The following is a 22,595-nucleotide window of genomic DNA, read 5'->3' on the forward strand; positions in this document are numbered from 1 at the left end:
TTTAAGAACAAGTCGGGTAAAGATTAAAACTTTCTTAAATTCTCAGCGCAAAAAAGCCGCGAACGGATTGGTTGATCCGTGCACAGCTATTTCACACAAAAAAATCCTGGCGCATAAGCTTGTATAAGCTTCTTATACGCCAGGATTATCGTATTTATCTATGCTGACCCTTCCGGCAGGAGCATCTCCTCTTGCTCAAGGTCTTCAGGCGGCAGACTTACAGTAATGTCTACCATAACGGTATCCGTTATCGTGGTGTCGGTCCAGGACGATCCGTCCCACACCTGCTTCAGATAAGTCACCGTTATTTTAAAATCACCTGCCGCAGAGGGAAGGTATTCAGCCTCATATACCACATCAGTCACGGTAAATGTTCCCGGCTTACCGGTCTCCGTGGAGCTCCATGTTACCGGCTGATACCGCTCGTCGCCGATGATTGGCGTTGGATTGCCCTGATAGTAGCCTTCAGCTGTCAGGATGACTATCTGCCCCGCCACTGCCCCGCCTGGACTGATGCTGAGACTATTACCGGCAGCGCTAACCGCCGTATAAACGTCCTGAGTTACCGTCTTGTTCGCAGCAGACTGCACCTTCTGGATGCCTGTAACGCGGGCATTATCAAACACGGCATTCTGGGATGTGGTTCTGAAGCCAATCTGCCCTGCGGTTAATTCCGTATGCGGGTTCGTCCATTCGAGCTTACGCTGGCCGTTCACAAACCCTAGGATCCGGTTTCCTTTGATCACCGCTTTAAGGGTATACCACTGATTCGCAGCCGCATCGGCGAACATCGTGCTGGACACAAGGGTCAGCGTTCCGTTTACCGCCTTGAACAGCTCCAGCTTCTTGTCGTTCACATTTATCCGGTACATATAATAGTTATTGGCATCCTGTACCCGGAAGAGGATACCGGCATTGGCATTCGCGATAGGAACCTTCACTTTGGCTTCCACCGCAACATCTTTCCATGAATCCCCGGCTGTAATAAGCGCCGTCCCATTCCCCTTCGTCTGGATCAGGGCTTTCGTATTGCCGTCTGTGGTTACACTCCAGGTCCCGGCAGACGCCGTCCAGCCCGTAGTATTGCCATCCTCAAAGTTATCCGTGAACCGGACGGAACCCGGATTAGCATCAATCGGAGTCTCATCCACATCTGTAACCTGAATCGTGAAGCTCTTCTCCAGAGACAGGCCGTTTGCGTCAATGCTCTTCACCCGGATGCTGTAGCTGCTCTTCGCTTCATAATCCGGCGTGCTGCGGAGAATCAGCCTGTCTCCCAGCGGGGGAATGGAGAAGCTGCCGTTATCAGCGTCTCCTTGCCCGGAGACCAGCGCATAAGTGAAGGTCTGGCCCGCATCCGGATGGGCTGTAGAGAAGGTGCCCACTACGCCGCTTGGAGTGGTAAGCTCCGGCACCTGTGTAGCGCTGAGAGCAATATCAGTGGGCGGATTGTGAATGGCAGTCACCTTGGCATCGTCATACCAGACCCCGGCTGAAGTGGTGCGGAAGCCGATTCCGCCCGAGGTTAATTCATTGACCGGATTGGTCCATGTGGTCTTCAGCACACCATCCACATACCCTTTGATGGTATTGCCCTGAACCGTCGCCTTAAGCGTATACCATTGGTTCTTGACAGGCACAAACGAAGTATCCGAGACCAGCGTCAACGTTCCAGCCACAACCTTATAGAGCTGCAGCTGACTCTTGCTGGCATCAATCCGGTACATATAGAAGTTGTTCTGATCCTGCACCCGGAAGACAATGCCTGCGTTCTCGCTTCCATTAATGAGAGGTAGTCTGGCTCTGGCTTCATACGTGTAATCTGTCCAGGATATACCGGCCTTAGCGGTAATCAGCGCCGTCGTGGTCTGGCTGGTGGACAGCACCCGGTTCCCTGTTCGATCGGTTGCCGCCCAACTGTTGGCACCTGAAGCCATGGTCCAATCCGTAAGAAGCCCGGAGGTGAAGTGATCGCTGAACCAGGCCTGATCCGAATTCGCGAAGACTACCCCGCTTACATTATCATTCCTGATGCTCACCTTCAGGTCACTGAGATTCTTCGCCAGCTTTCCTTTGACCACTACGTCTGCAAAAGTTACCCCGTTCACCATCCCGCCTCTGGTGGGATTGCCCTGAATAGGGGACTCTCCCCCGGTATCGCGGACATTGATATTCCGGAGAATGACATTGCTTACATCGCCGGATGTACTGGTGGAGACCCGCAGCCAGTAATTCCCGAACTGGTTGATCCCCACCCGTTCAATATCAATATTCTCGAAGGTAACATCCTGGGCCCAGCCTTCAACCGGGAGCGGATTCTCTGTATAAGCATGATCCACCAGCAGCGCCCGCGCGCTTTGATAGACATACGAATTGCGGATCGTTACGCCAATCTGGGGTGTGCATATGCCCATCCCTAGCTTGAAGGCGGCGCACCGGGTCCAGGCGAAGCAATCCTCGAAGACCACATTCTCTAGATGCTCGATGGCTCCCGGCCAGTCCTTGGACATTCCTTTCTGCGGCCAGGTCTTGGTCGAGAAGGTATCGTCATCCGAGATGGCAAGGGCATGCTTCACAAGCACGTTCTGGCTCTCGTTAATATCAATGGCATCATCCTCAAGCGTAAATAAATCCTGGTAGCCCTTATAGTTGGTGATGGTCACGTTATCGGAGCGGACGACCAGGAACGCCCAGAAGCCGCCGTCCCGCAAGGTTAACCCGTCAAACTTGAAGTTGCTGGTCGCCATCGGCACCACCAGGTTATTGATGAACCCCTCTCCCGTCTTATGCGTTGGAGGCGGGTTGGTCATCTTGCGTTTGCGCATTTCTATCCCTTTCCCGTCGATGGTTCCGCGTCCCCGCATGGTGATATTCATGGAATTGGTGGCGGTACGGATGAAATAGGTTCCATCCGAGATCGAATCCTTGCGGAAGTCATTCCGGTAGTCCTCGCCCCGGCCTGTGCCGACAATGACTGCACCGCCGGCCAGGTAGAAGGTAACATTGCTTTTCAGGGTCAGATTACTGCTCTTATACACGCCTGCCGGAATATATACGATGCCGCCCCCGGCCTGATTGGCCGCATCAATCGCCTGCTGGATGGCGCCCGAGGTTATCGTCGCCCCCGTCTTGTCTGCGTTGTATGGCGCAGCGGTCACATTGTAGATTCCCGGGCCGGAGGAAGCGGGGATGTCTGTCTCCAGCGGATCGGCGGCGATAACGAGTCTTTTTCGGCGCTTGTCCGGGTCCTTCTCATTCGGGTCTTCGTTCGCAGGCGCATTAATATCAACGATCACATAGGTAGACGCCGACAAGGTGAAGGTCAGCTTGTTGCCGTTGACTGTTCCCGTGATGTTCTTGGCGAGCGGGCTGATCGAATAGGAGGTAATCGGCTTATCTGCCGTAACCTCAATGCTGACTGTTCCGCTGAAGGAGAACTGGGCGTAATCGTAGTCAGGCAAATATTTAATGACGGGAACCGATTGATCACCCGCTTTCAGTGAATAGACATCCGACGGCGTATAAATGGCCGGCATCGGGTAGTTCTGAATAATGGCTGGCCCCCCGGCCGCCTGTGGCAGAGACGCCGGATCAGCCTCGCCGCCGTTATCCGTTGCAGACAACGCGTAGCTCTGAATAATGTCGGCTGCGCCGGCTGTCTGCGGGATGAAGCCTGTGAATGTGACTGCAAGCGCTAGCAGAAGACTTATTACTTTTCTCGTAAGCATAAATACCTCCTCTAGATCCATATTGGCTCCTTATGCATTCGGGTAACCGCTTTCATATCCCTGCTTCAGAGCTGCTCGTTACTCATCTACTATAATCCTGGTCCATGGAGAAAGGAGCGTGGCAGGCCCACTCTCCAGGGATACAATTATACTGTTCTGTATGTATTACACAGTTCTCCAGAGAGCAAGAATAGTCGTAATAACACTTTGCTTGGCGAATCAGCACTTCCTTTGTCACCCGTGCAGGGGGCCGCCAAAGAACAACGAATAAGTCATAGGAGGACTACTACACTGGAGGGATTGAAATGGAAATTCTGAAAACAAAGGAAGCTGCGGAGCTGCTGTCCGTCAGCCAGACTACGATCAAACGCTGGGCGGCCATGTTCCCGGATTTCTTTCTAAAGGACCGTCTGGGACACTATACCTTCTCGGAGCAGCAAATCAGCCAGCTCACTCATATTAAAGACCGTATTAATCACGGGGAAGCACTGGAATGTATCCAGCTGGATCAAGCGGATGACAAGCTGCCTGCGGGCCTGCTGCAAGAGAACCCCGGCCTGCATTCAGAAGGTGACCTTATGAATAGAATATGGACCCGGATCGAGGACATTGAGCATGCACTGGACCAAAAGGCGAGCGAGATCGTGTCGGTACAACTGCTCCAGCAGCGTGCAGAGCTTGAGGATATGCGTGTAATGATTAAGCAATTATCCGCATCGCTGGAAACGATGCACAAGCCCGTCACTACTTCCCGCTCCCCGTATGAAGAGCTTCATCCGGTTGCCGCCGGCAGGCTGATGTCTCCGCCAAGGAAGCGCAGCCTGTTGCGCTCTTTTTTCCCATTCCTATAGCCCTATCATACGCTGCATTGCCGCCTCTTCACATACAGAAGGTGCGAACAGGCCTGTTCATCTACCAGAGGCTTGTCGCATCTTCTATCTCTTTAAGTCTATTTGTATATACATATTTTGTTAAATATGGTATCCTCGATATGGATGCGCTTACATGTTATGCCGAGTTTTGCCAAATCGAATCGAGGAGGATACGTGAAATGAGGAAAATTCTAACCCATATTGCAAGTCTGGCTCTGGCCACAGCACTGATGCTGCCGGCAATGTCCTATGCATCACCTGTTACAGAGGAACAAGATCTGAACCTCTCTGCCGCTCTGACTGCGAGCACTACCATTACCCCCGCTCCGCAGGGCTATGATGGGTACCGCAATAATATCCCGCACGGCAACGTGCAGCAGATCTCTTATTATTCAACCACAGTAGGCAAGTCGAGAAATGCGATGGTGTATACCCCTCCGGGTTATAACCCTTCCAAGACCTATAACGTCCTCTACCTGCTGCACGGCATTGGCGGAGACCAGAATGAATGGCTCAATGGGATGAATCCGCGCAATATTCTGGACAACCTGTACTCCCAGAACAAGCTGGAGCCGATGATTGTAGTGTTCCCGAACGGCCGCGCCATGGCGGATGACCGCCCAATTGGCGATATTTATGCTCCGGACAAGGTAGCCGCCTTCGAGCGGTTTGAATTCGATCTCATCAATGATCTCATTCCTTACGTTGACTCCCATTTCCCGGTATATACGGACAAGCAGCACCGTGCGCTGGCCGGATTATCCATGGGAGGCGGACAGACGCTGAACTTCGGCTTGAAGCATCTGGACAAGTTCTCCTGGATTGGCGCGTTCTCCTCCGCTCCCAATACGAAGCCGGCCTCACAGCTCATCACCAATCCGGCTCAGACGGCCAGCCAGCTGAAGCTGCTCTGGATCTCCTGCGGCGCTTCAGATGGTCTGCTGTATATCAGCCAGAATTTCCATAACAGCCTGAACAGCATGAATGTCCCGCATATGTGGTATCTGGATGTAGGCGGACATGAAGGGAAAGTGTGGAGCAGCGGGCTGTATCAATTCTCGCAGCGGATCTTTAAGTAACCACGATGAATAGCCTGTATTCTCCCTACCGCTAAGGCAGGGAGAATACAGGCTTCATTCAGATTGTTACCAACCCGTTAACATTCAATCTGATTTTAATTTCGAATATATACGAAGGTCATTGAATCTTCCCGCTACTCTCTCAGATTGCCTAAGTGTTCCTTCAAATGTGAAATCAAGCTTGTGCAGCAGCTTTATAGAATTCATATTTGCGGGGTCTACCTTCGCTTCAACCCGGTTCAGCTCCAATGAGGAGAAGGCGTGATCCAGCAACGCACGGACAGCTTCGGAAGCATACCCTCTTCCCCAAAAGGATGCCGCAATATCATATCCGATCTCTGCTTTGGCATTCTCGAAATCTAAAGAATTATAGCCGCAGGAGCCTATAATTTCACTCGACTCTGTGAGAATGACCGAATAGCGAATAGCCTTATCGTCCTCTGAGAGATCATCCAGAAGCTGGATCATATCCTTGGCCTGCTGTTCATCTGTAAAACTGCTGACATTCATATACCGGGTAACCTCCGGGTCCGACCAGATGCCAAACAGGCTGGAAGAATCGGCCACCTTCATTTTTCTGAGCAATAGCCGTTCAGTGTGTAGCTCTGTAATCAATACTTTCACCTCCCATATATAAGTTAATATCCAGGGTTCAAATATTGATATCTGCGCATAGTTCAGTCCCTTCATGTTAGCTCCGTATAAATCTGAAACGTCACGCCGAATTTGTCCGTCACATCCCCAAACCCCGGACTGAACGGTTCTTCTTTGAATGGCATATTGACATGCCCCTCTTGCTGCAAGGCTTCAAAAATCCGCCTCGATTCCTCCACGCTGTCCGTTGTAAGGCAAATGGTTACCCGCTTTCCGCTCTCGATCGGCATACCGCCAGGAGCATCTGATAACATGAGTTCCGCTGTTCCAATCGTTAACTTGGCGTGAGCCACAAGATGATTCAGCTCATCCGTGAAAGTACTTGGCATACCCGGCATGTCACCGTAAGTCAACAGGGAGAGAACCTTGGCACCGATGGCTTGTTCGTAGAATTGTATAGCTTCCTGCGTCCGGCCCTCCAAGGTAATATAAGGGGTGATTTTTAACGTCATAACTTATTCCTCCTTGAGTATGGATTGAATCGGATAGGTGATTCATTAGTATAGACGTTCGGGCCACCGCAAACTCATCGGTTTATTGAAAAATCCTCCGTCGCATCCAAACCTGCCGGCAATCCAAAGCGGATAAATAATTCAGCGTCAATAAAATGATGGATATGGGCGATCCTGCCCTGGTTCAGCTCAAGAATATGAATCGCCCACGGGATCAGCCGCCCCTCGGCTCCGGCGGGGACATACTGGGCTACAGCGGGAAGGTTCCCGTTAGCCCGGACCGGCAGCATCCGCGAGCCCAGACAATGGCTGCGTGTTGTATTGTAGAACGCCAAGAGATCCGGGCTGCCTTGAACCCACATCGTAAACGGCGGCATCGACAGGCTGCCATTCTCCTGGAATAACGCTAACAGCGCATCAATATTATATTGCTCAAAAGCTTCCACGTAACGGGTAATCAGCCCCTCATCCACTTCCGCATCCTCATGCTGCAATTCTTCAGACCGGAGGTCTGCCCTTGCCATTGTCGCCCTTGCCCGCTGCAGAGCGCTGTTGACTGCTGCCACGGTCATCTCCAGCGCAATCGCGGTCTCACCCGCCGACCAGCGGAAGACCTCCTGCAGAATCAGTACGGCACGCTGCCGGGGCGGCAGCAGCTGCAGAAGTGCAATGAAGGACAGCCGGAGGGTCTCTCTGCTGATCAGGATATGACCAGGGTCGTCCACATGACCTGGAGCCGGCCAGATCCAGGAGTCCCGGGACAGATTGTCCTTAGGCTCTGTTATCGTGGCGGCCGGCTCGGATAGATCCATCGGAAGTGCCCGGCGTTTGGCCCCCCTTAACCTGTCCAGACAGGTATTGGTGGCAATCCGGTACACCCAGGCCTTACGGGATGAATCCTGCCTGACACGGTCCCAGCTCTGCCAGGCGCGGACCATCGTATCCTGCACCGCATCCTCCGCTTCGAAGATAGACCCCATCATCCGGTAGCAATAACCTGTAAGCTCCGAACGCCATTCCTCCAGTCTATCGGGTGACTCATGCTTCTGGTTCATTTCGCGTTCTCTCCTTCGTGGCGTATACATTGCAGCCTTATCCCGGATTTTGTGGAATCCGTTCGCAGCCCTTCGACACAAGCCATTGCTGCATCAAGGTGAATACCGGCTCTGCACTCTGCTCATAGAAGACAGCCACCTCTTGCTGGTTGGCAAGATTCAGGCGGATATAACCGCCCAGCTGACGGTAGAACAGCAAGCAGGTATATGGATTCTCAATGCACAGATTAGGCGGAAATTCCGCCCGGCACATGGCGGCCAGTCCGGGGAGCGTAAGCTGGCCCGTCCCAGGCGGCAACCGCAGGAAAAGGTGGTTCCGGGTCCCCGTCCACGGCTCATAATAGACACTCTCCTCCTGGCTCCGTCCATACATCTGACGGTAGATTTCGTCCAGCAGCGATATGTATGTCCCGCCCTCCTTCTGTTCCCATACCTCCGGCGGGATCGCCTGTATCCGCTCCGCATGACGGGGCAGCCAGAGCAGCCCGTCCACCCCGTGATGAACGGCCAGGAAATCACCGTCCACCGTCGTCCCGATAGCGATGCACTCGCCGATCTGTTGCTCCGTAATGGGACTGTCTTCATCATGCTCCCATAGCTCATATTCGGCGAACGGCTGCAACACATCAGGGTCAGGCAGCTGGACATTCATCCACCCTCTGTAGGTTCCTTCGCCGAATTGCTGTAGGAACAGGACATAGACGGGCGGATACACGGCTGGATTCTCCGCCGTAAGCCGTTGTTGCTGGCGCTCAGACAGCCCGCTTGGTTCCGATACAATATACATTTCATTACCTCCGCTTGGCTAACCATTGATGTACGAAATAGCGCTACTCTGCCGCTTCCGCCAGCCAGGCCTGCATCGCCGGAGACTCCGCCCGGTTCAGCCGCAGGGCTATTTCGGTATTCCCCTCATCCGGCGGCATCACCTCGACAAGCACGCATATCGCTTCCCTGGGTTGATTCAAGGCAAACAGGCCCTCCGCGTCCAGGATACTCATGGCCCGTTCCATCGCCCTCAGCCTCACGCCGAATTCAAGCTCCGATTCGTCAGCCTCAAGCTCTGAAGGGGCCGGACGCGCCTGGAACAGTCGCTTGACCCCGTCAAAGTTCTCATCCCTGAAGCAGCAATAGGGTGAATCCGCATAGGACCATTTGATGAGCTCCGCAAGCTCTGATTCCGGCAGCCTGCCGTCCTCTGCTTGCCTGGCTGCTTCCTTCTCCAAGGCTTCCCGCGACCAGGCGGAGATGCTGGGAGCATGTCCCTCACCGGTAGTATATAACGTACAGTAATAATACCGTTCCCCGTTCTCAAAAAGAGCGCCAAAAGACCTTCTCGCCGCATCGGCGATTGCTGTTGCCAGCAGCTCTATTTCCTGCATCGGCTTCATAACCATCGCCCTCCCTTCTGTTACCCGATCCGCGTGAGAGTATTCAGGAACGCTCGTCGATCAGCCGCTCCAGGAACTCTGCGAATGTTGCGGCATATAAGCTGATGTCACTATTCATGAGATCATAGCACATGACCGGGAAACCATTTGATCGCCGAGGTCGTTTTCAGTTTTTCTGCCAATTGCCCGTACATCATGAAGCTCCCCTTTCCCTATGAAAAGTTAATATAAGTTATCAGGATGAATACCAGTAGGCTCATAGTCATTCATACGGAGAAAGATATACTCCACCTCTTCCAATGGCATTTGCAGTTTCCGGCTGACTTCATGAAGTCCCGTCTCTTGCGACAGGAGTATCCGCGCCTGATGCAGCTTCCCTTGCAGCCAGTGATGGGCAAGCATCCATTGTCTCACCAGGTCCAGCAGTTGTTCTTGGGCCTTCTTATCGGCATACTTGTTATATTTGGCAACCGACTCTGACAGGTAGCTGTACAGGTGAATACCCAATGCCTCACGCTGCTCATGCTTGGACATCCGCCCGTACTGTTCATAGCTCAGGCTGATATCCAAATACAGAGTACCGTCTCTGCTATCGAACCGCCTAGACGTTCTTCTCTCATAACTGTCAGGTAACACGCGAAATACAACAAAGATCGTATAGGGGAACTCCCATGAAACAGCCGATTCCTCTAGCGGCAGCAGTTCATCTCTCAATTGACCCACACAGGTTCCATGGGTATCCAGCGTAAAAGCCAGTTCCATACGTACGCCCCTACCTCCCTCTTCTATAAGCATCAGCCAATTGGACCAGATACCAGACGGCCACACCCACCAGGGCCGAGAACACAAGATTGATGCAGCCGAACACGATCAGTGACTTCGCCTTGCCGGGACCGATTCGCACAGCAGCCGCGAGCTGGATAATAGCAGGCAGCAGAAAGGCCAGCCAGGAGACGGTGATAAGCTTCTCTGTTCTGAAGCTCCACCATACCGCCGAACACGATGCAGCGAGCAATACCCAGGTGCAGATAAACTTTAACATCATATATTCCCTCCCTTTTACTGCCCCGAAATTCTCATCGTAACGCACGCAAATCCTGCGCGATCTGAAACCGGTCCAGTGTATCCGGATTATGGATTAGTATCCTTTTTGACCACACTTTGCGCATTCACAGTTCCTCCTAATTTCCCCTGGAGCCTAAGACCATATTTACTGAAGATCCACGAGTTGCTGAGGTCTTGAGCCGCACCCGGACTGATACGGACAGAAGGCTTCTGCTCATCCATCGCCGCTGCTTCAAGCGCCGAGAAGCGCAGCGGCTTGGTCAATGTTCGGATAGATCCGCTGATTTCACTGAAATACGTATAGGTTAACGGCCTGCGGTCGCGGATATCCTCGTAGATATAATACTTCCCGCGCTCATCCTCCAGATCCACTTGGACACCTTTGGGAAGCGAGAACAAGATACTCGGCAGTTTATCCTCTGCCCATTGGCCGTAATAGGGGAAGTAGATTTGCTCATTCCTCGTGAAATATCCCGACTGCTCTTGGTCAGGCAGGACGGAAATGGAATACACAAAGGAGGGGTGAACCCCGTCCCGCTGTTCCGCTGCTATATAATAATGATAATAACTCCGGTACGCCTCCACCACCTGGTCCTGATCATGCTCGGTCCGGGCGTAATTGGTCTGGTAGAATCGTGCAGTCGCAGGCTCCAGCAGCTTCAGGACACCTCGGAACTCTTCCGGAGTGATGAAGAATTGAAGCTTATAGAATCCGCTGTTCTTCAATCGGTCCACGTAGCCACTCACCGCCCGAATTCATATTTTGCAAAACGTGCTTGAAGGGTCTCTTCATACGGTATCCACTCATAGTCGCACCACAAAGACATACCTGCGATCTCTGACAGCTTCTCTACAGCCTGATCCGGACTCGTCATCCTAATCAATTCGCCGGCAGCTTCACCCTGAATATTCAGCACTTGCTGCAAGTAGTCATCATTCACACGCTCTTCCCGGAGCTGTCCGTATTCCTCCCGGGTCCACGGCTCGCAAAAGATTCGCTCCGCCGCAAGCTCCCCCTGCTCAAAAAATGACAGCTCGAAAATCTCCTCATTCATATAACCCGCCGTCATCACCGGCTCCTTGATTAGCCCGGACAAGGCTTTGCCCACCTTTTTGACCGTACCCCAGACCAAATATTCGTGAAGCACGCTGACCCAGCTCTCGTTGCTTTGGCTTACGTACATAACAGCCTGGCTCTCTGGAGCCTCAGCCTTGGAATAACCTAATACCCCGCCATGCCGCGTGCTTAGCTCTCTTAACGCTTCGACGGTCTTTTCCAGATTGTCCGACTTAATATGCAGATTTGCGAATGATCTCCCCACGGGATGCCTCCTCAGAGTGGTTTGTGACAACTTTTTGTCATACTATTATATTAACTGCATTTCGTCCTTTTACCAAATTAATGTAAGGAGAGGATCTAGGTTGAATAAGAAGTCACTCCTGGCAAGATGGCAGGGCGACCAGCTCTCTGAAGTGAACAGGCTGATCGCCGCTATTACCGGCAAGTCTAATCTGCATCACAAAGACCGCTCCTTTCCAGCGTCCCCCTACGGTCTGACCGAGGCTGGACTAGAGGATTACCGGGGAGTTACCCTGACCGAGACCCTTCAATACCTCACAGTCCAGGGAGTCGATCTGTCCTATGCAAGGTTCGAGGATTCGGCAAGCTTGAACACCTCAACCTTTACCCATTGCGGCTTCGACGGGGTCAAGCTGGATGGCAGATTTGTGACGCATACCTTCAGTCACTGTTCTTTCCGGGGAGCCAAGCTGAATAATGCCAGGATCAGCAAAGAGTTTCACGATTGCGATTTCACAGGCTGCAACTTAAGTAAAGTAATAGCGAACGATGTATCCTTCACTCGCTGCCGATTCTCCGGCGCCAATTTCCGCTGGGCCATCTTCACCTATTGCCGGTTTGAAGAATGCAGCTTTGAGGGGGCTATATGTCAGGACAGCTCGTTTGCCGGAAGCCGATTTAAGGGGGAGACCGGCCTGCTTCCGGTTTGGGATAATGCGATCCTGGATCATGTCAAATTCTTATCATTTCCTTAAATATTGCGGGCGTGATTCATTGCACATGAAATATCGCTTATAATAGACCGGAAGCAAGGGAGGATTTACGGTGGAAAGCACAATTTTGATGGTGGATGACGAAGCAGAAATTATCCAGCTGATGAGTATTTATCTCAATAACGAAGGGTACAGGCTCCTGCAGGCGTCGAATGGCCTGGAGGCACTGGAGATTCTGCAGTCCAGGCAAGTGGATCTGATTGTACTTGACCTGATGATGCCCGAGATGGACGGATTACAGGCTTGTATCAAAATACGGGAAACGAACCCTATTCCCATTATCATGCTCTCGGCAAAGGGCCAGGATATTGATAAAATATCCGGCCTCAGCATCGGCGCCGACGATTACGTAACCAAACCGTTCAACCCGCTTGAACTGATCGCACGTATCAAGTCCCAGCTTCGCAGGCTGAAGCAGTTCAATTCCGGTCCGGCAAACGCGAATGAGATACATATCGACAACGTCGTTATTAATATTGCCTCCCATACGGTAACGGTCGATCAGCAGGAGATCAAGCTGACCCCCCGCGAGTTCGCACTCCTTCACATGCTGGCCGTCAACCGGGGGATGGTGCTGAGCATGAACCGCATCTATGAAGAGGTGTGGAACGAGCCCTTCATGGAGTCGAAGAATAGCGTCATGGTCCATATCCGTAAGCTCCGGGAGAAGATAGAGACTAATCCGCGCGAACCGCAGATCATCAAGACGGTGTGGGGGATTGGCTACAAAATCGAAAGCGAGCAAAAAGGCCTTCTACCCTCTCCTGAGAGATCGTAAAAGGCCTTTCGCTGTGCCAGTATGTTAATAAATCTGCTTCAGCAGTTCAACCACTTCATCCAAAGTAAGCCCGAAGGACTTGTAATACGAGGTGTCGTTCACCATTTGCTTCAGGATCATTTCGTTGCGTATCCGCAGCATCTCATCCGCCGTGAACTCGGCAACAAAACAGCCTTTACCGGTCACCGTATGGATCAGACCGCTCCGCTCCAGCTCTTCCCAGGCCTTCTTAACGGTAATGACACTGACATGAAGCTCCAGAGCGGCCTGCCGGATGGGCGGCAAGCAATAACCGCTCTCCAGCTCGCCTTTGAGAATCTGGGCGCTGATCTGTTCGTACAGCTGCTGATAGATCGGTTTCTCGGAGGTGCTGGAAATCGTTACGTTCATAATATTTCCACTTTGAGGAATCGCTTCACCGCAATCCGGTAAGCTATCAGAGTCAAGGCAACGAAAATGAGAATGCCTGCGATCAGAATGGATAGCTGGAGTGCCGTGTTATCTAAGCCGGAGCCGTAGAAAATGTCATTCATCCAGGGATATTGGATGCCGGCCCATTGAGCCGCTCCGGCAAACAGTATCGCTGCCGCAGTCGATGCGGTAGTTGCCGCACCATACTTATACGCCGTCCGGTAGTACATGGAGATAAATATAAGGTTGAAGAGGGCAAGCATGATGAAGCATAATCCCCAAAAACCCATATGCGGCGCAAAGAAGATATACGTCAGGTGAGGATACAAAAGAAACGTAAATATACTGCAGATCATCGCAACGACAAGATGCATGAGCTCAAGAATAACAATCACAGCAACCCTGGATTTCACGATGTCTGTTTTGGTTACAGGCATCATCGTACTGAACATCAGATCGTTCTGGCTTTTAAATCCGCCAAACATGTTCGGGACTGTTATGAAGCAGAAGTACAGCGGAACCAGAAAATAGAGCCAGCCGGGAATAAGCATTAAGCCGCCTAGAATTAAGGGTAATGCGAAGAACCAGGGATTTACGCCTAACTTCAAATCCTTCATCACCAGATTATACATGTACACCCTCCTTTTTCGCGAAGTAGATCATGATGTCATCAAGGCTCGGCGTGGTTGCCCGGAGTGTGGAGGATGGATGAATGTCTTTGGCATGAATCAATCCGGTAAAGCCGAACGAGTTGATCTTGTAGGAGATCAAGTGCTCCTTCACTTCGCTGAGTTCAGCCTCGCTGCCGCTGAGTAAACGATACGATTCCTTGAACTCGTTCTTCTCGGAACTGGCGACGATCTGGCCTTGTTCGATGAAGGTTATATAGTCCGCACAGCGTTCCAGATCGGATGTAATATGCGTGGAGAACAGAATGCTGATCTCGCCGCCGACGATAAGCTCCTGGAAGATATCCAGCAGATCGTCTCTGGATACGGGATCAAGTCCGCTGGTCGGTTCATCCAGGATCAGCAGCTTGGCCCCATGCGATAAGGCAAGGGTCAAGCTGTATTTTACTTTCATCCCCGTGGACAGCTCCGCTATTTTTTTGTTTTCATCCAATTTGAACCGGCGCAGATAGCTGTAGTACGTGTCATCATTCCAATTCTTATAGAACCGCTTAGTAATATCCGTCAGCGTCTTAAGCTTGCTGCGTGTATAGAAATCAATATCGCCGAAGGCGCAGCCGATCTCCTGCTTCAATTCGATTTCGTGTTCAGCCATATTCTTGCCGAGTATGCTGACCTCACCGCTATCAGCCTGAATCATGTTCAGGATCGACTTGATCGTGGTCGTTTTGCCTGCACCGTTAACCCCGATGAAGCCCATAATATAACCCTGCTCCAATTGAAAGGATACATCTTTGATCTCAAAATGAGGATACTTTTTATTTAAATTCTTTAGTTCTAAAGCCAGCATAACAACCCTCCTCAACAAATTGTGTATTCCGTGTATACACAATGTATCATGAGGTTTTCACAAAGTCAACGGCTCACCTTCCTAAATATTTTCCTTGGCAGCCAGCACTTGTTCAAGAAACAGATCGGCGTCGCTATTGAATTTCCAGCACACTCCAAATTTATCGGCCAGCATCCCAAAGCATGATGACCAGGGGGTGACGGATAACGGCATGATGACATGTCCGCCAAGAGATAACTGATTATAGTACTCTTCCAGTTGCTGCTTATCCTCCATGACCAGACTGATCAGCATATTATTCCCCTGCACCAGTTCACCTGTTACCGGCTTCATGGAAGGCAATACGTCCGACAGCATGATTCTACCGCCTGCGAATTCTATCGAAGCTTCCATGATCATATTCAGCTCATTTTCCGGCAGAGGATAGCTCGGATCTTGCGGGATATCTCCGAATTTCACCTTTTTCACTGTAGTCGCCTGGAGAGCCTCCGCATAGAATTCAATCGCTTGTCCGGCAATTCCATCAAAGTTAATATAGGCAATAGCTGACATTGAACATAACCTCCTTTTTAATATAAATGTAGTATAATACACGATAGGTGACGGCTATATGTCACCGTTCTAACCCATGCAGAAAAAGAGGACACCCGAATGGACAAGGTTGAACGGCTCATCTCTATCATTATGATTTTGCTGAAGAAAGATATCGTTCCCAGCAATGAATTCGCTGCATTATTTAACGTGTCCAAAAGAACGATTCTGCGCGATATGGAAACGTTAAGCCTATCCAACATCCCGATCTATTCGCTCCACGGAGTTCATGGCGGCTACGGGATTATGGAACAATACAAGGTGGATAAACGTCTCCTCAGCAGCTCCGACTTAGAGAATATATTAATTGCACTTGGCGGATTGGAACAGATTACGCTTAGTGAAGATGTTGAAATGACGATTAGGAAAATAGAAGCCATGGTCAGTCCATTGGCTCCGAAGGGGTCTATTCAGATTTCCTTCTACAACTGGGAGGGGCGGCCTGAGCTTAGCCATACCTTGAAGCTCTGCCAGGAGGCTATCTTGAAGCGAACGATGGTTTCGTTCGACTATACCGATAAGAATGGGATGGCGACGACCCGGACGGTCGAGCCTGATCAGCTGCATTTTAGCGAAACGAGCTGGTATCTGAAAGGCTTCTGCTTACAGCGTATGGACACCAGAAGTTTCAAATTATCCAGGATGGAGCATCTTGTCAGGAGTGAGCAGACGTTCAGCCCCAGAGCTGGACCGGCGGGGCAAGAACAAGAACGGGAAGGGCGTATTCAGCCGGAGCTAACGGAAGTCAAGGTGCTGATTAAGCGGGGAATACAAGACCAATTCATTGAACGGTATGGCCGGAAGAGCATCGAATCCTATAATGCTGAACTTCTTCTGGCAACCATCCATGTTCCACAGAACAGCATTGGCTATCAATTCCTGGCGGGCTTCGGGACCGGTCTGGAGATCATAGAGCCCATACCCTACCGGGAAGAATTCCGGGATTACTTGCTGGAAATCGTGGATAAATATCCTCACCGGTAATGGAAATGCGGTTCGCCCTGTGGTCCCATCGGCCAGCGGCAGATCATGGTTAAGTTGCCGCCGTGCAGCTCTGCGGTCAATGTGCCGTTCATCTTGTTCATGAGACTTTTGGCGATAGACAGACCAAGCCCCGAGCCTTGCCCGGAACGGGTGCGGTCTACGGTATAGAAGCGGTCGAATAGCAGCCTCACATCGCTTGCGGATAATTCCTTCGCTTCATTCACTATACTCAGCTCTGCCAGGGTCCCCTGCTGCCCGAAGCAGATGGTCACAGGACCGCTCGCGTGCTTGACGGTATTGATAAGCAGGTTCTCCACAACCCTCCGCACGGCGGATTCATCGGCATATACAGCCACCGCTTCTCTAGGAAGCCGGATATCCGGTGTAATGCCCCGCTCGTTGAACTGATCGTAGAAGCCGACAAGCGTGTCAGACAGCAGCACCGTCATGGCAATCCGCTCGGTCTTCAGCTGATAATCCGAAGATTCGATTAAGGACAGCTCAAAAAAATCGTTCAACAGCGCTTGGAGCCGCTTTGTCCGATTTTTGACAATTTCGAGATATTCGAGCTTCTCCTCAGGCGTAATGGGCTCTACTTCCAGCAATTGAATGTAGCCAAGGATGGAGGTTAGCGGCGTGCGGATGTCGTGGGAGATGTTGGCAATGGCCTGCCGCAGCTCGTTCTCCGTCCGTCTCCGGTTAGCCTCCGCTTCAACGATCAGGTTAGACTGGCGGTTAATCTGACCTGCCAGCGCTTCGAGCCTCCGGTCAAACAGGGTTACCTCCAGCTTCTTGCCGGTGGCCCGTTCATTATACTGACGAAGCTGCTCCGTCATCCGCCGCAGCTCCCGCCTCAATCCCAAGAGATGGGCCAGCAGGAGAGCCGCGGCTGTAACGGATATGAGCGTGATGATGAACAAGACTCTCCGCCCCCTCTTCTATTATTTAATTTCCTTCTTGCGGTACACGAGAATCCCCAGCAGCCCGGCTACCCCAATGGTCAGCAAGGGCACGAGCAGGAGCGCCGGCAGCTCACCGCTGTCCATATGGATTTTGCTGATATCCCCCAGCAGCTTGAAGACTGAATAATTGTACACCGTGGTGAAGAACGGGATATATTCACCCAGGCCTCCCAAGACCGTATTGATCATCAGGAAGAAGATCATCAGGAAGCTGATGGTCTTGCCGCTCTCGGTGAACACGGCCGTGAACAACACCCCAATCGCTGCGTAGCCTGCCGTGTACAGCAGGGTTAATCCGAGAACACGCGGGATGAAGAAGGGGTCCACTCCCTCCGGCAACTGGCCGAACCCGGATAGTATGGAGACCTCAGCCATACTGACTAGCGGGAATATCAGCGAGATCACCATGGCTCCGGCAGAGAATCCGACAAGCTTGGCCGCATACAGCCGCCCTCTATTGTTGCCTGAGGAAGCGACTATCTTCATGACTCCTGTCGTATATTCGCTGGCGATGAAGAATCCGGCCAGGGCGGCTATACTGAATTTGATGACATAACCATTGCTGAACACGAATCTAACCAGGAATTCGGCCCCTGTGAACTGCGGTTTGCCACCCGACTTATTATCAATATAGTAGAGCAGGGGATAGGCCAGGGACAGCACGGCAGTGATAAGCAGCAGTACCCGGAAGGATCTGTCCTTCCGCAGCTTGAACAGCTCGGCTCTGATCAGATTATACATCTCCCCCGCCTCCGATCCGCTTCATGAAGTAACTCTCCAGGTCTTCGCCCATCGGCATGAACTCCTCGATGGTAAGACCTGCGGAGAATAGCGCCGAAGATACCTTGCCGGGCTGTTCCCTATATCCGTACAGCTTAATCGCCCCATCCGGCATGACCTCGAAGTCGCTTGTACCCAGCACATTCTGAATAACCATGGCTGCCCTGTCGGGATGATCCGCTTTGATATGCACATAGTGCTGGCATTTGTCGTGCAATTCCTGGGCGGTAAGCTGCTCCAGCAGCTTACCGTGATGGATGATGCCATAATGGCTCGCCAGCAGGTGCAGCTCACTCAGAATGTGGCTGGAGATCAGAATCGTAAGTCCCCGTTCCTGATTGAGCCGCTTAAGCAATTCACGCATCTCGATGACACTCATCGGATCAAGCCCATTGGTCGGCTCGTCCAGGATCAGAAATTCAGGGTCGCTTAGCATGGCAATTGCAAGGCCCAGCCGTTGCTTCATCCCCAGCGAGAAATTCTTCACCTTCTTCCGGCCTGTTCCCTGCAGTCCGACAAGCTCCAGCATTCTGCTGACGCAGTCTCTGCCGGGAATGCCCCGGAGAAGACGGTTCACCTCCAGATTCTCGCTGGCCGTCATGTGCGGGAACAGTGAGGGCCCCTCAATAATCAGCCCCATCCGCTTGCGGGCCTGGGTCAACTCCCGTTCCGCACTGGCACCGAATAACTCTATCGTTCCATCCGATGGAAAAGCGAGTCCGGTCACAATACGCATCAGCGTCGATTTCCCGGCTCCATTCTGTCCAATAAAGCCATAGATCGAGCCTTTGCGGATGGATAAATTCACTTTATCCAGCGCAACGCTGCCACTGAATCTCTTGGACAATTGATTGGTTTGCAGTACATATTCACTCATTGCTGTCTTGGCCTCCCTTATATGATAGACCAAGTATAGAATCGAGAACTTAAGAAGGGCTAAAGCCAATCCTTAAGAATGTCTTAAGCCTTCAGCCGATAGCCTATGCCCCATACCGTCTCAATAAATTCGCTGCCGGGCGCCGCCTTCGCCAGCTTGCTCCGCAAATTGCTCATATGGACGTTCACCGTATTATCGTCACCGTAATAAGGCTCCTCCCATACGCTTTCGTACAGATTGGCTTTGGTGAATACCTTCCGCGCCTCCGACAGCAGCAATTTGAGAATTTCATACTCCCGTGCGGTCAGTACGGCCTCCGTCCCTTCGGCCGTCACCACTTGGGAGTCGCAGTCCAGCACAAGCCCCTTATGCTGAAGGATGTGGGGTACAGATGCAGCAGGCGGTGTAATCTGCGCGAACCGGCGCAGAAGCGAATCAATCCGCGCGGACACCTCTTCAATATCGAATGGCTTCGTAATGAAGTCATCCGCACCTCCGCGCAGCGCGGATACCTTAGTCTGCTGCTCACCCTTCGCCGAGATGATAATGACCGGCACGCTGCCCCGCAGGCGAATCCGCTCCAGCAGCTCCTCGCCCGTCATTCCCGGCAGCATCAAATCAAGCAGGACCATGCTCCATGGCTGCTTCTCCAGATAGAGCAGTGCCTCTGTTCCGGAGAAGGCAGGCTGTGGCAGATATCCGCTCTTTCTGATAATGCTGCACAGCAGGCGGCTGATATCGCCGTCATCCTCAGCAACAAGAATATGAATTGAATTCTCCATCTGGTCTCCTTAGGGGATTAATCTTTTGCCTATATGATAGACCATTGTTGCCGCAACTTCCAGAGCAGGAGTGGTGACAGAAGGCAGCAACCTATTCTTGGAGCGGCCGGTGTTCATCCAGCTTCTTAAGGAATTGCTCAATCTGATCCATATATCCGGGAACTGTAATCTGACGCGGGGAGAAGAGGCTGATCATGAGCGCCCTGAGGCCGGAATCAGCCGTCTTCTTGCTCAGCATCGAATGCTCTGCGTCAGGGAAGACTGCAACCGTCAGCAGCTCCGGCTTCACTGTATTGCGGTATACTAGCTCTGTCTCCTTCCAGTCTACATGGATATCCTCCTGGCCCAGCATCAGAAGTACAGGTGAATGCAGCTGCTTAAGATCCTGCCCGGCATCCGACAGGAAGTTTTTGCTCACGAATGTCCATCGCTCCTTCGTCATCGGACTGCCGTCCCGCACGGCTCCAAGATAATCTTCATAACTCGCCTTCTTTGAGAGAAGTTGTCTAACTTCGTTGTTAGCTGCTATTTCAGCTTCTATGTCCGCTTCTGATCTCCCTTCCTTCAGCATCTGCTGCCGGGTATGATAAGCTCCTTGCCGCAGCCAGTTGACGGCGGGGGACACCAGAATACTGAAGGCGAGCGGCTCCTCCCCTGCCAGCTTGGGAATCACCCAGCCCGCCTGGCTGGCGCCCCACACCCCGACCCGGTCCGGATCAATCCTTGGATGCTTGCGGGCCCATGCTATGGCCTCACGCGCCTCTTCTACGCGATCCTCCATGCTCTGTTCCAGCCAGTTGCCCTCCGAACCGCCAATCCCTCTTTTATTCAGGGACAAGGAGGCATAACCAAGGCTGGCTAACCGCTCCCATAACGGCTTATACCCATCATCGTGTGTTGCATTAATCGCTCCATCCCCATGAATGAAGAGGACTAATCCCAGCTTGCCGGAAGAGTCCTCCGGCAGCGCCAACGTACCTGTCAGCTTCCCTTCCGGCGATTCGATCTCGATGGCCTGCTCTACCAGGTCGAAGCGGTTTTGCTGCACAATATAGAGCCCTGTACCGCCAATAATCAATACCATAATCATCACACAGAGCCAAACTTTCCTCTTCAGCATGATCTTCCGGCTCCCCTCTTCTCCTGAACCATATATTCCCATTCCCATTGATTGCACAATACAAACAAGATAAAGCGCTTCTCCCGGGAGCTCGTATGGAAAGACAGCTTCTCGTAGAGTTGTCTGGCACGCAGATTGCCGGACGACACGTGCAGGCTAAGACGATCCAGTTGCGGATCGGTATCGACAACATGCCGGGCCCACTGTATCAGGAGTCTTCCTATGCCCTTGCCTTGCTGGTCTGAATGGACTGCCAGGTCAGCAATATAACATTCCCCCGCCTCCGGTTCATGATCAAGTACGTGGAGGCCGATCAACATCTGGATCATGCGCCAATTGCCGAACAGACTGACTATTTCCGCCAGCGGAATTTTTTGCGTTGGGGTGAGGGCGTTCAGCATGGGTTTTCGTTTGATCGCAATGCTGCCAATGACCTCCCCCTCCTGGAGGGCGACCATCCTTTGAGTGAACGGCTCTGCCGGAACGTATTGGAGCAGCTTTTCAAAATGCGGAGCCAGATCACCCCCGCCCAGTTCAGTCCTTCGGCTGAATTTCCCATGAAACGCTTGAGCCAGCAGCCGTCCGACCGGCCGATTATACTTGGCGTCCATAGACTCGATGGTTATTGGCGCTGTACTTATAGGGGCTGTAATTATAGGGGCTGTGCTCATACGGAATACCTCCCTTCCCCTGCTGCACCCGGCCCTATGCAGGCCCTCAGCTCATAATGCAGCTTGCCCGGAACGAACAGGGATAAATACGATCGTTCAATAACCACCAGAGGTCCGGTTAGAGGGACGGATTGCATAGCTGCATATTCGGCGAATCGTCCGATTTGCCCTTCCAGCTCTTCCTCTTGAACCACACACTGCAGCGTCAGGTAGTCCCCTTCGGGTAAGGTTACATCGCCTGGGGCGGGCGTCTCCAGATATAAGGTCACGGTGCCCCGCTCATCCGCCACATAATAAATATCCGATTCAAACAAGTCTGGAATCCCTATGGCCTGTTCAGCCAGCGACGCCGCACTAAGCTTCACATGTGAATCCAGCTTCATGATCCGTGCCAGAGATGCGGCCTTCAGCTTCTGGATTTGGAAGGAATCCGGCTGAGCACTGTAGCTTTGTTGTTCCTGTAGCATCTTAAGGATGAAGTGCCGAAGCTCCTCCAGGCGCAGCAGTTCCTTCCCGATTCCCTGTAAGGAATCCTCCAGCAGCTTGCCATGCTGCTCTGCCGTATAACTCATGCATTCATGAATGGATTGAACGGGTACCTCCAGCTTGCGGAGCAGCAGGATATGCGCTAACTGGTACACTTGCTCCATGCCATACATCCTGTACTGATTCTCGCCGGTATAAGCGGGCTGAAGCACCCCCTTTTCTTCAAAATACCGGATTTGGTGAACCGACACATTCATCAGCTTGGCTAGTTCACTAATTGTAATTTCACTTCTCATCGCGATCAC

Annotated in this window: 26 protein-coding genes; 5 read left to right on the forward strand and 21 right to left on the reverse strand. The window is 52.0% G+C overall.

Going from position 1 to position 22,595, the window contains the following annotated elements; genetic code table 11:
• Positions 1-158: 158 nt before the first annotated feature.
• Positions 159-3,728 carry a 3-keto-alpha-glucoside-1,2-lyase-like domain-containing protein gene (locus KDC22_RS32385; RefSeq protein ID WP_246553187.1) on the reverse strand — a complete coding sequence of 1,190 codons (3,570 nt, stop codon included), beginning with the start codon at positions 3,726-3,728 and terminating at the stop codon, positions 159-161.
• A 305-nt stretch (positions 3,729-4,033) separates the two neighbouring features.
• Between KDC22_RS32385 and KDC22_RS32390 the strand changes: the two genes are divergently transcribed.
• Entirely contained in the window at positions 4,034-4,579 is a 546-nt protein-coding gene (locus KDC22_RS32390; protein WP_211721586.1) for a MerR family transcriptional regulator, read from the forward strand.
• 200 nt (positions 4,580-4,779) lie between these two features.
• Positions 4,780-5,679: an alpha/beta hydrolase gene (locus tag KDC22_RS32395; RefSeq protein WP_211721587.1), complete on the forward strand. Its 900-nt coding sequence runs from the start codon at positions 4,780-4,782 to the stop codon at positions 5,677-5,679.
• Positions 5,680-5,763: 84 nt separating this feature from the next.
• Here KDC22_RS32395 and KDC22_RS32400 read toward each other — a convergent pair whose 3' ends face one another.
• The 9 genes from KDC22_RS32400 to KDC22_RS32440 form a co-directional block, all read right to left on the reverse strand.
• On the reverse strand, positions 5,764-6,294 hold the full coding sequence (locus tag KDC22_RS32400; RefSeq protein WP_211721588.1) for a GNAT family N-acetyltransferase: 531 nt from the start codon (positions 6,292-6,294) through the stop codon (positions 5,764-5,766).
• Between the two features lie 71 nt (positions 6,295-6,365).
• The gene (locus tag KDC22_RS32405; RefSeq protein WP_211721589.1) at positions 6,366-6,785 is read right to left on the reverse strand and encodes a VOC family protein; all 420 of its coding nucleotides are present in this window, start codon (positions 6,783-6,785) and stop codon (positions 6,366-6,368) included.
• A gap of 74 nt (positions 6,786-6,859) precedes the next feature.
• Positions 6,860-7,870, reverse strand: a complete 1,011-nt coding sequence (locus KDC22_RS32410; RefSeq protein WP_211721590.1) for a sigma-70 family RNA polymerase sigma factor — start codon at positions 7,868-7,870, stop codon at positions 6,860-6,862.
• A 7-nt stretch (positions 7,871-7,877) separates the two neighbouring features.
• On the reverse strand, positions 7,878-8,627 hold the full coding sequence (locus tag KDC22_RS32415; protein ID WP_211721591.1) for a hypothetical protein: 750 nt from the start codon (positions 8,625-8,627) through the stop codon (positions 7,878-7,880).
• 43 nt (positions 8,628-8,670) lie between these two features.
• Positions 8,671-9,231, reverse strand: coding sequence for a DUF4303 domain-containing protein (locus KDC22_RS32420; RefSeq protein WP_173134270.1), 561 nt, complete (start codon positions 9,229-9,231; stop codon positions 8,671-8,673).
• Positions 9,232-9,453: 222 nt separating this feature from the next.
• The gene (locus KDC22_RS32425; RefSeq protein ID WP_173134273.1) at positions 9,454-9,993 is read right to left on the reverse strand and encodes an Imm44 family immunity protein; all 540 of its coding nucleotides are present in this window, start codon (positions 9,991-9,993) and stop codon (positions 9,454-9,456) included.
• Between the two features lie 10 nt (positions 9,994-10,003).
• Positions 10,004-10,276, reverse strand: a complete 273-nt coding sequence (locus KDC22_RS32430) for a hypothetical protein (protein WP_211721592.1) — start codon at positions 10,274-10,276, stop codon at positions 10,004-10,006.
• A gap of 86 nt (positions 10,277-10,362) precedes the next feature.
• On the reverse strand, positions 10,363-11,031 hold the full coding sequence (locus KDC22_RS32435; protein ID WP_211721593.1) for a hypothetical protein: 669 nt from the start codon (positions 11,029-11,031) through the stop codon (positions 10,363-10,365).
• Positions 11,032-11,039: 8 nt separating this feature from the next.
• Positions 11,040-11,618 carry a hypothetical protein gene (locus KDC22_RS32440; protein ID WP_211721594.1) on the reverse strand — a complete coding sequence of 193 codons (579 nt, stop codon included), beginning with the start codon at positions 11,616-11,618 and terminating at the stop codon, positions 11,040-11,042.
• 100 nt (positions 11,619-11,718) lie between these two features.
• Here KDC22_RS32440 and KDC22_RS32445 point away from each other — a divergent pair, with 100 nt between their 5' ends.
• The gene (locus tag KDC22_RS32445; protein ID WP_211721595.1) at positions 11,719-12,351 is read left to right on the forward strand and encodes a pentapeptide repeat-containing protein; all 633 of its coding nucleotides are present in this window, start codon (positions 11,719-11,721) and stop codon (positions 12,349-12,351) included.
• 88 nt (positions 12,352-12,439) lie between these two features.
• Positions 12,440-13,147: a response regulator transcription factor gene (locus tag KDC22_RS32450; protein ID WP_173134791.1), complete on the forward strand. Its 708-nt coding sequence runs from the start codon at positions 12,440-12,442 to the stop codon at positions 13,145-13,147.
• A gap of 24 nt (positions 13,148-13,171) precedes the next feature.
• Here KDC22_RS32450 and KDC22_RS32455 read toward each other — a convergent pair whose 3' ends face one another.
• The 4 genes from KDC22_RS32455 to KDC22_RS32470 all read right to left on the reverse strand — a co-directional run bounded on the left by KDC22_RS32455 (position 13,172) and on the right by KDC22_RS32470 (position 15,589).
• Positions 13,172-13,537: a GntR family transcriptional regulator gene (locus KDC22_RS32455; RefSeq protein ID WP_211721596.1), complete on the reverse strand. Its 366-nt coding sequence runs from the start codon at positions 13,535-13,537 to the stop codon at positions 13,172-13,174.
• A complete protein-coding gene (locus KDC22_RS32460; protein ID WP_211721597.1) occupies positions 13,534-14,190 on the reverse strand; it encodes an ABC-2 transporter permease in 657 nt (218 codons plus the stop codon). Before KDC22_RS32460 ends, KDC22_RS32455 begins: the two co-directional genes overlap by 4 nt.
• Positions 14,183-15,037: an ABC transporter ATP-binding protein gene (locus KDC22_RS32465; protein WP_173134289.1), complete on the reverse strand. Its 855-nt coding sequence runs from the start codon at positions 15,035-15,037 to the stop codon at positions 14,183-14,185. Before KDC22_RS32465 ends, KDC22_RS32460 begins: the two co-directional genes overlap by 8 nt.
• A gap of 81 nt (positions 15,038-15,118) precedes the next feature.
• On the reverse strand, positions 15,119-15,589 hold the full coding sequence (locus KDC22_RS32470; RefSeq protein ID WP_211721598.1) for a VOC family protein: 471 nt from the start codon (positions 15,587-15,589) through the stop codon (positions 15,119-15,121).
• A gap of 99 nt (positions 15,590-15,688) precedes the next feature.
• Here KDC22_RS32470 and KDC22_RS32475 point away from each other — a divergent pair, with 99 nt between their 5' ends.
• Positions 15,689-16,612 (forward strand): helix-turn-helix transcriptional regulator, encoded by a 924-nt coding sequence (locus KDC22_RS32475; protein WP_211721599.1) that lies wholly within the window; start codon positions 15,689-15,691, stop codon positions 16,610-16,612.
• Here the strand turns inward: KDC22_RS32475 and KDC22_RS32480 are convergent.
• The 7 genes from KDC22_RS32480 to KDC22_RS32510 all read right to left on the reverse strand — a co-directional run bounded on the left by KDC22_RS32480 (position 16,603) and on the right by KDC22_RS32510 (position 22,586).
• On the reverse strand, positions 16,603-17,532 hold the full coding sequence (locus tag KDC22_RS32480) for a sensor histidine kinase (protein WP_211721600.1): 930 nt from the start codon (positions 17,530-17,532) through the stop codon (positions 16,603-16,605). The two genes, KDC22_RS32475 and KDC22_RS32480, sit on opposite strands and share 10 nt — an antisense overlap.
• A gap of 21 nt (positions 17,533-17,553) precedes the next feature.
• Entirely contained in the window at positions 17,554-18,315 is a 762-nt protein-coding gene (locus tag KDC22_RS32485) for an ABC transporter permease (protein WP_211721601.1), read from the reverse strand.
• The gene (locus KDC22_RS32490; RefSeq protein WP_211721602.1) at positions 18,308-19,231 is read right to left on the reverse strand and encodes an ABC transporter ATP-binding protein; all 924 of its coding nucleotides are present in this window, start codon (positions 19,229-19,231) and stop codon (positions 18,308-18,310) included. The genes KDC22_RS32485 and KDC22_RS32490 overlap by 8 nt, the downstream gene beginning before the upstream one ends.
• Before the next feature lie 83 nt (positions 19,232-19,314).
• Positions 19,315-20,013 carry a response regulator transcription factor gene (locus tag KDC22_RS32495; RefSeq protein ID WP_173134303.1) on the reverse strand — a complete coding sequence of 233 codons (699 nt, stop codon included), beginning with the start codon at positions 20,011-20,013 and terminating at the stop codon, positions 19,315-19,317.
• Between the two features lie 91 nt (positions 20,014-20,104).
• A complete protein-coding gene (locus KDC22_RS32500) occupies positions 20,105-21,133 on the reverse strand; it encodes an alpha/beta hydrolase family protein (protein WP_425516979.1) in 1,029 nt (342 codons plus the stop codon).
• Complete coding sequence (locus KDC22_RS32505) at positions 21,127-21,804, reverse strand: GNAT family N-acetyltransferase (protein WP_211721603.1); 678 nt, start codon at positions 21,802-21,804, stop codon at positions 21,127-21,129. The genes KDC22_RS32500 and KDC22_RS32505 overlap by 7 nt, the downstream gene beginning before the upstream one ends.
• Positions 21,801-22,586, reverse strand: coding sequence for a MerR family transcriptional regulator (locus KDC22_RS32510; RefSeq protein WP_211721604.1), 786 nt, complete (start codon positions 22,584-22,586; stop codon positions 21,801-21,803). The genes KDC22_RS32505 and KDC22_RS32510 overlap by 4 nt, the downstream gene beginning before the upstream one ends.
• Between the last annotated feature and the right edge of the window lie 9 nt (positions 22,587-22,595).

Origin of the sequence: Paenibacillus tritici (assembly GCF_018207515.1) — a bacterium.
Classification (GTDB): Bacteria; Bacillota; Bacilli; order Paenibacillales; family Paenibacillaceae; genus Paenibacillus_AQ; species Paenibacillus_AQ tritici.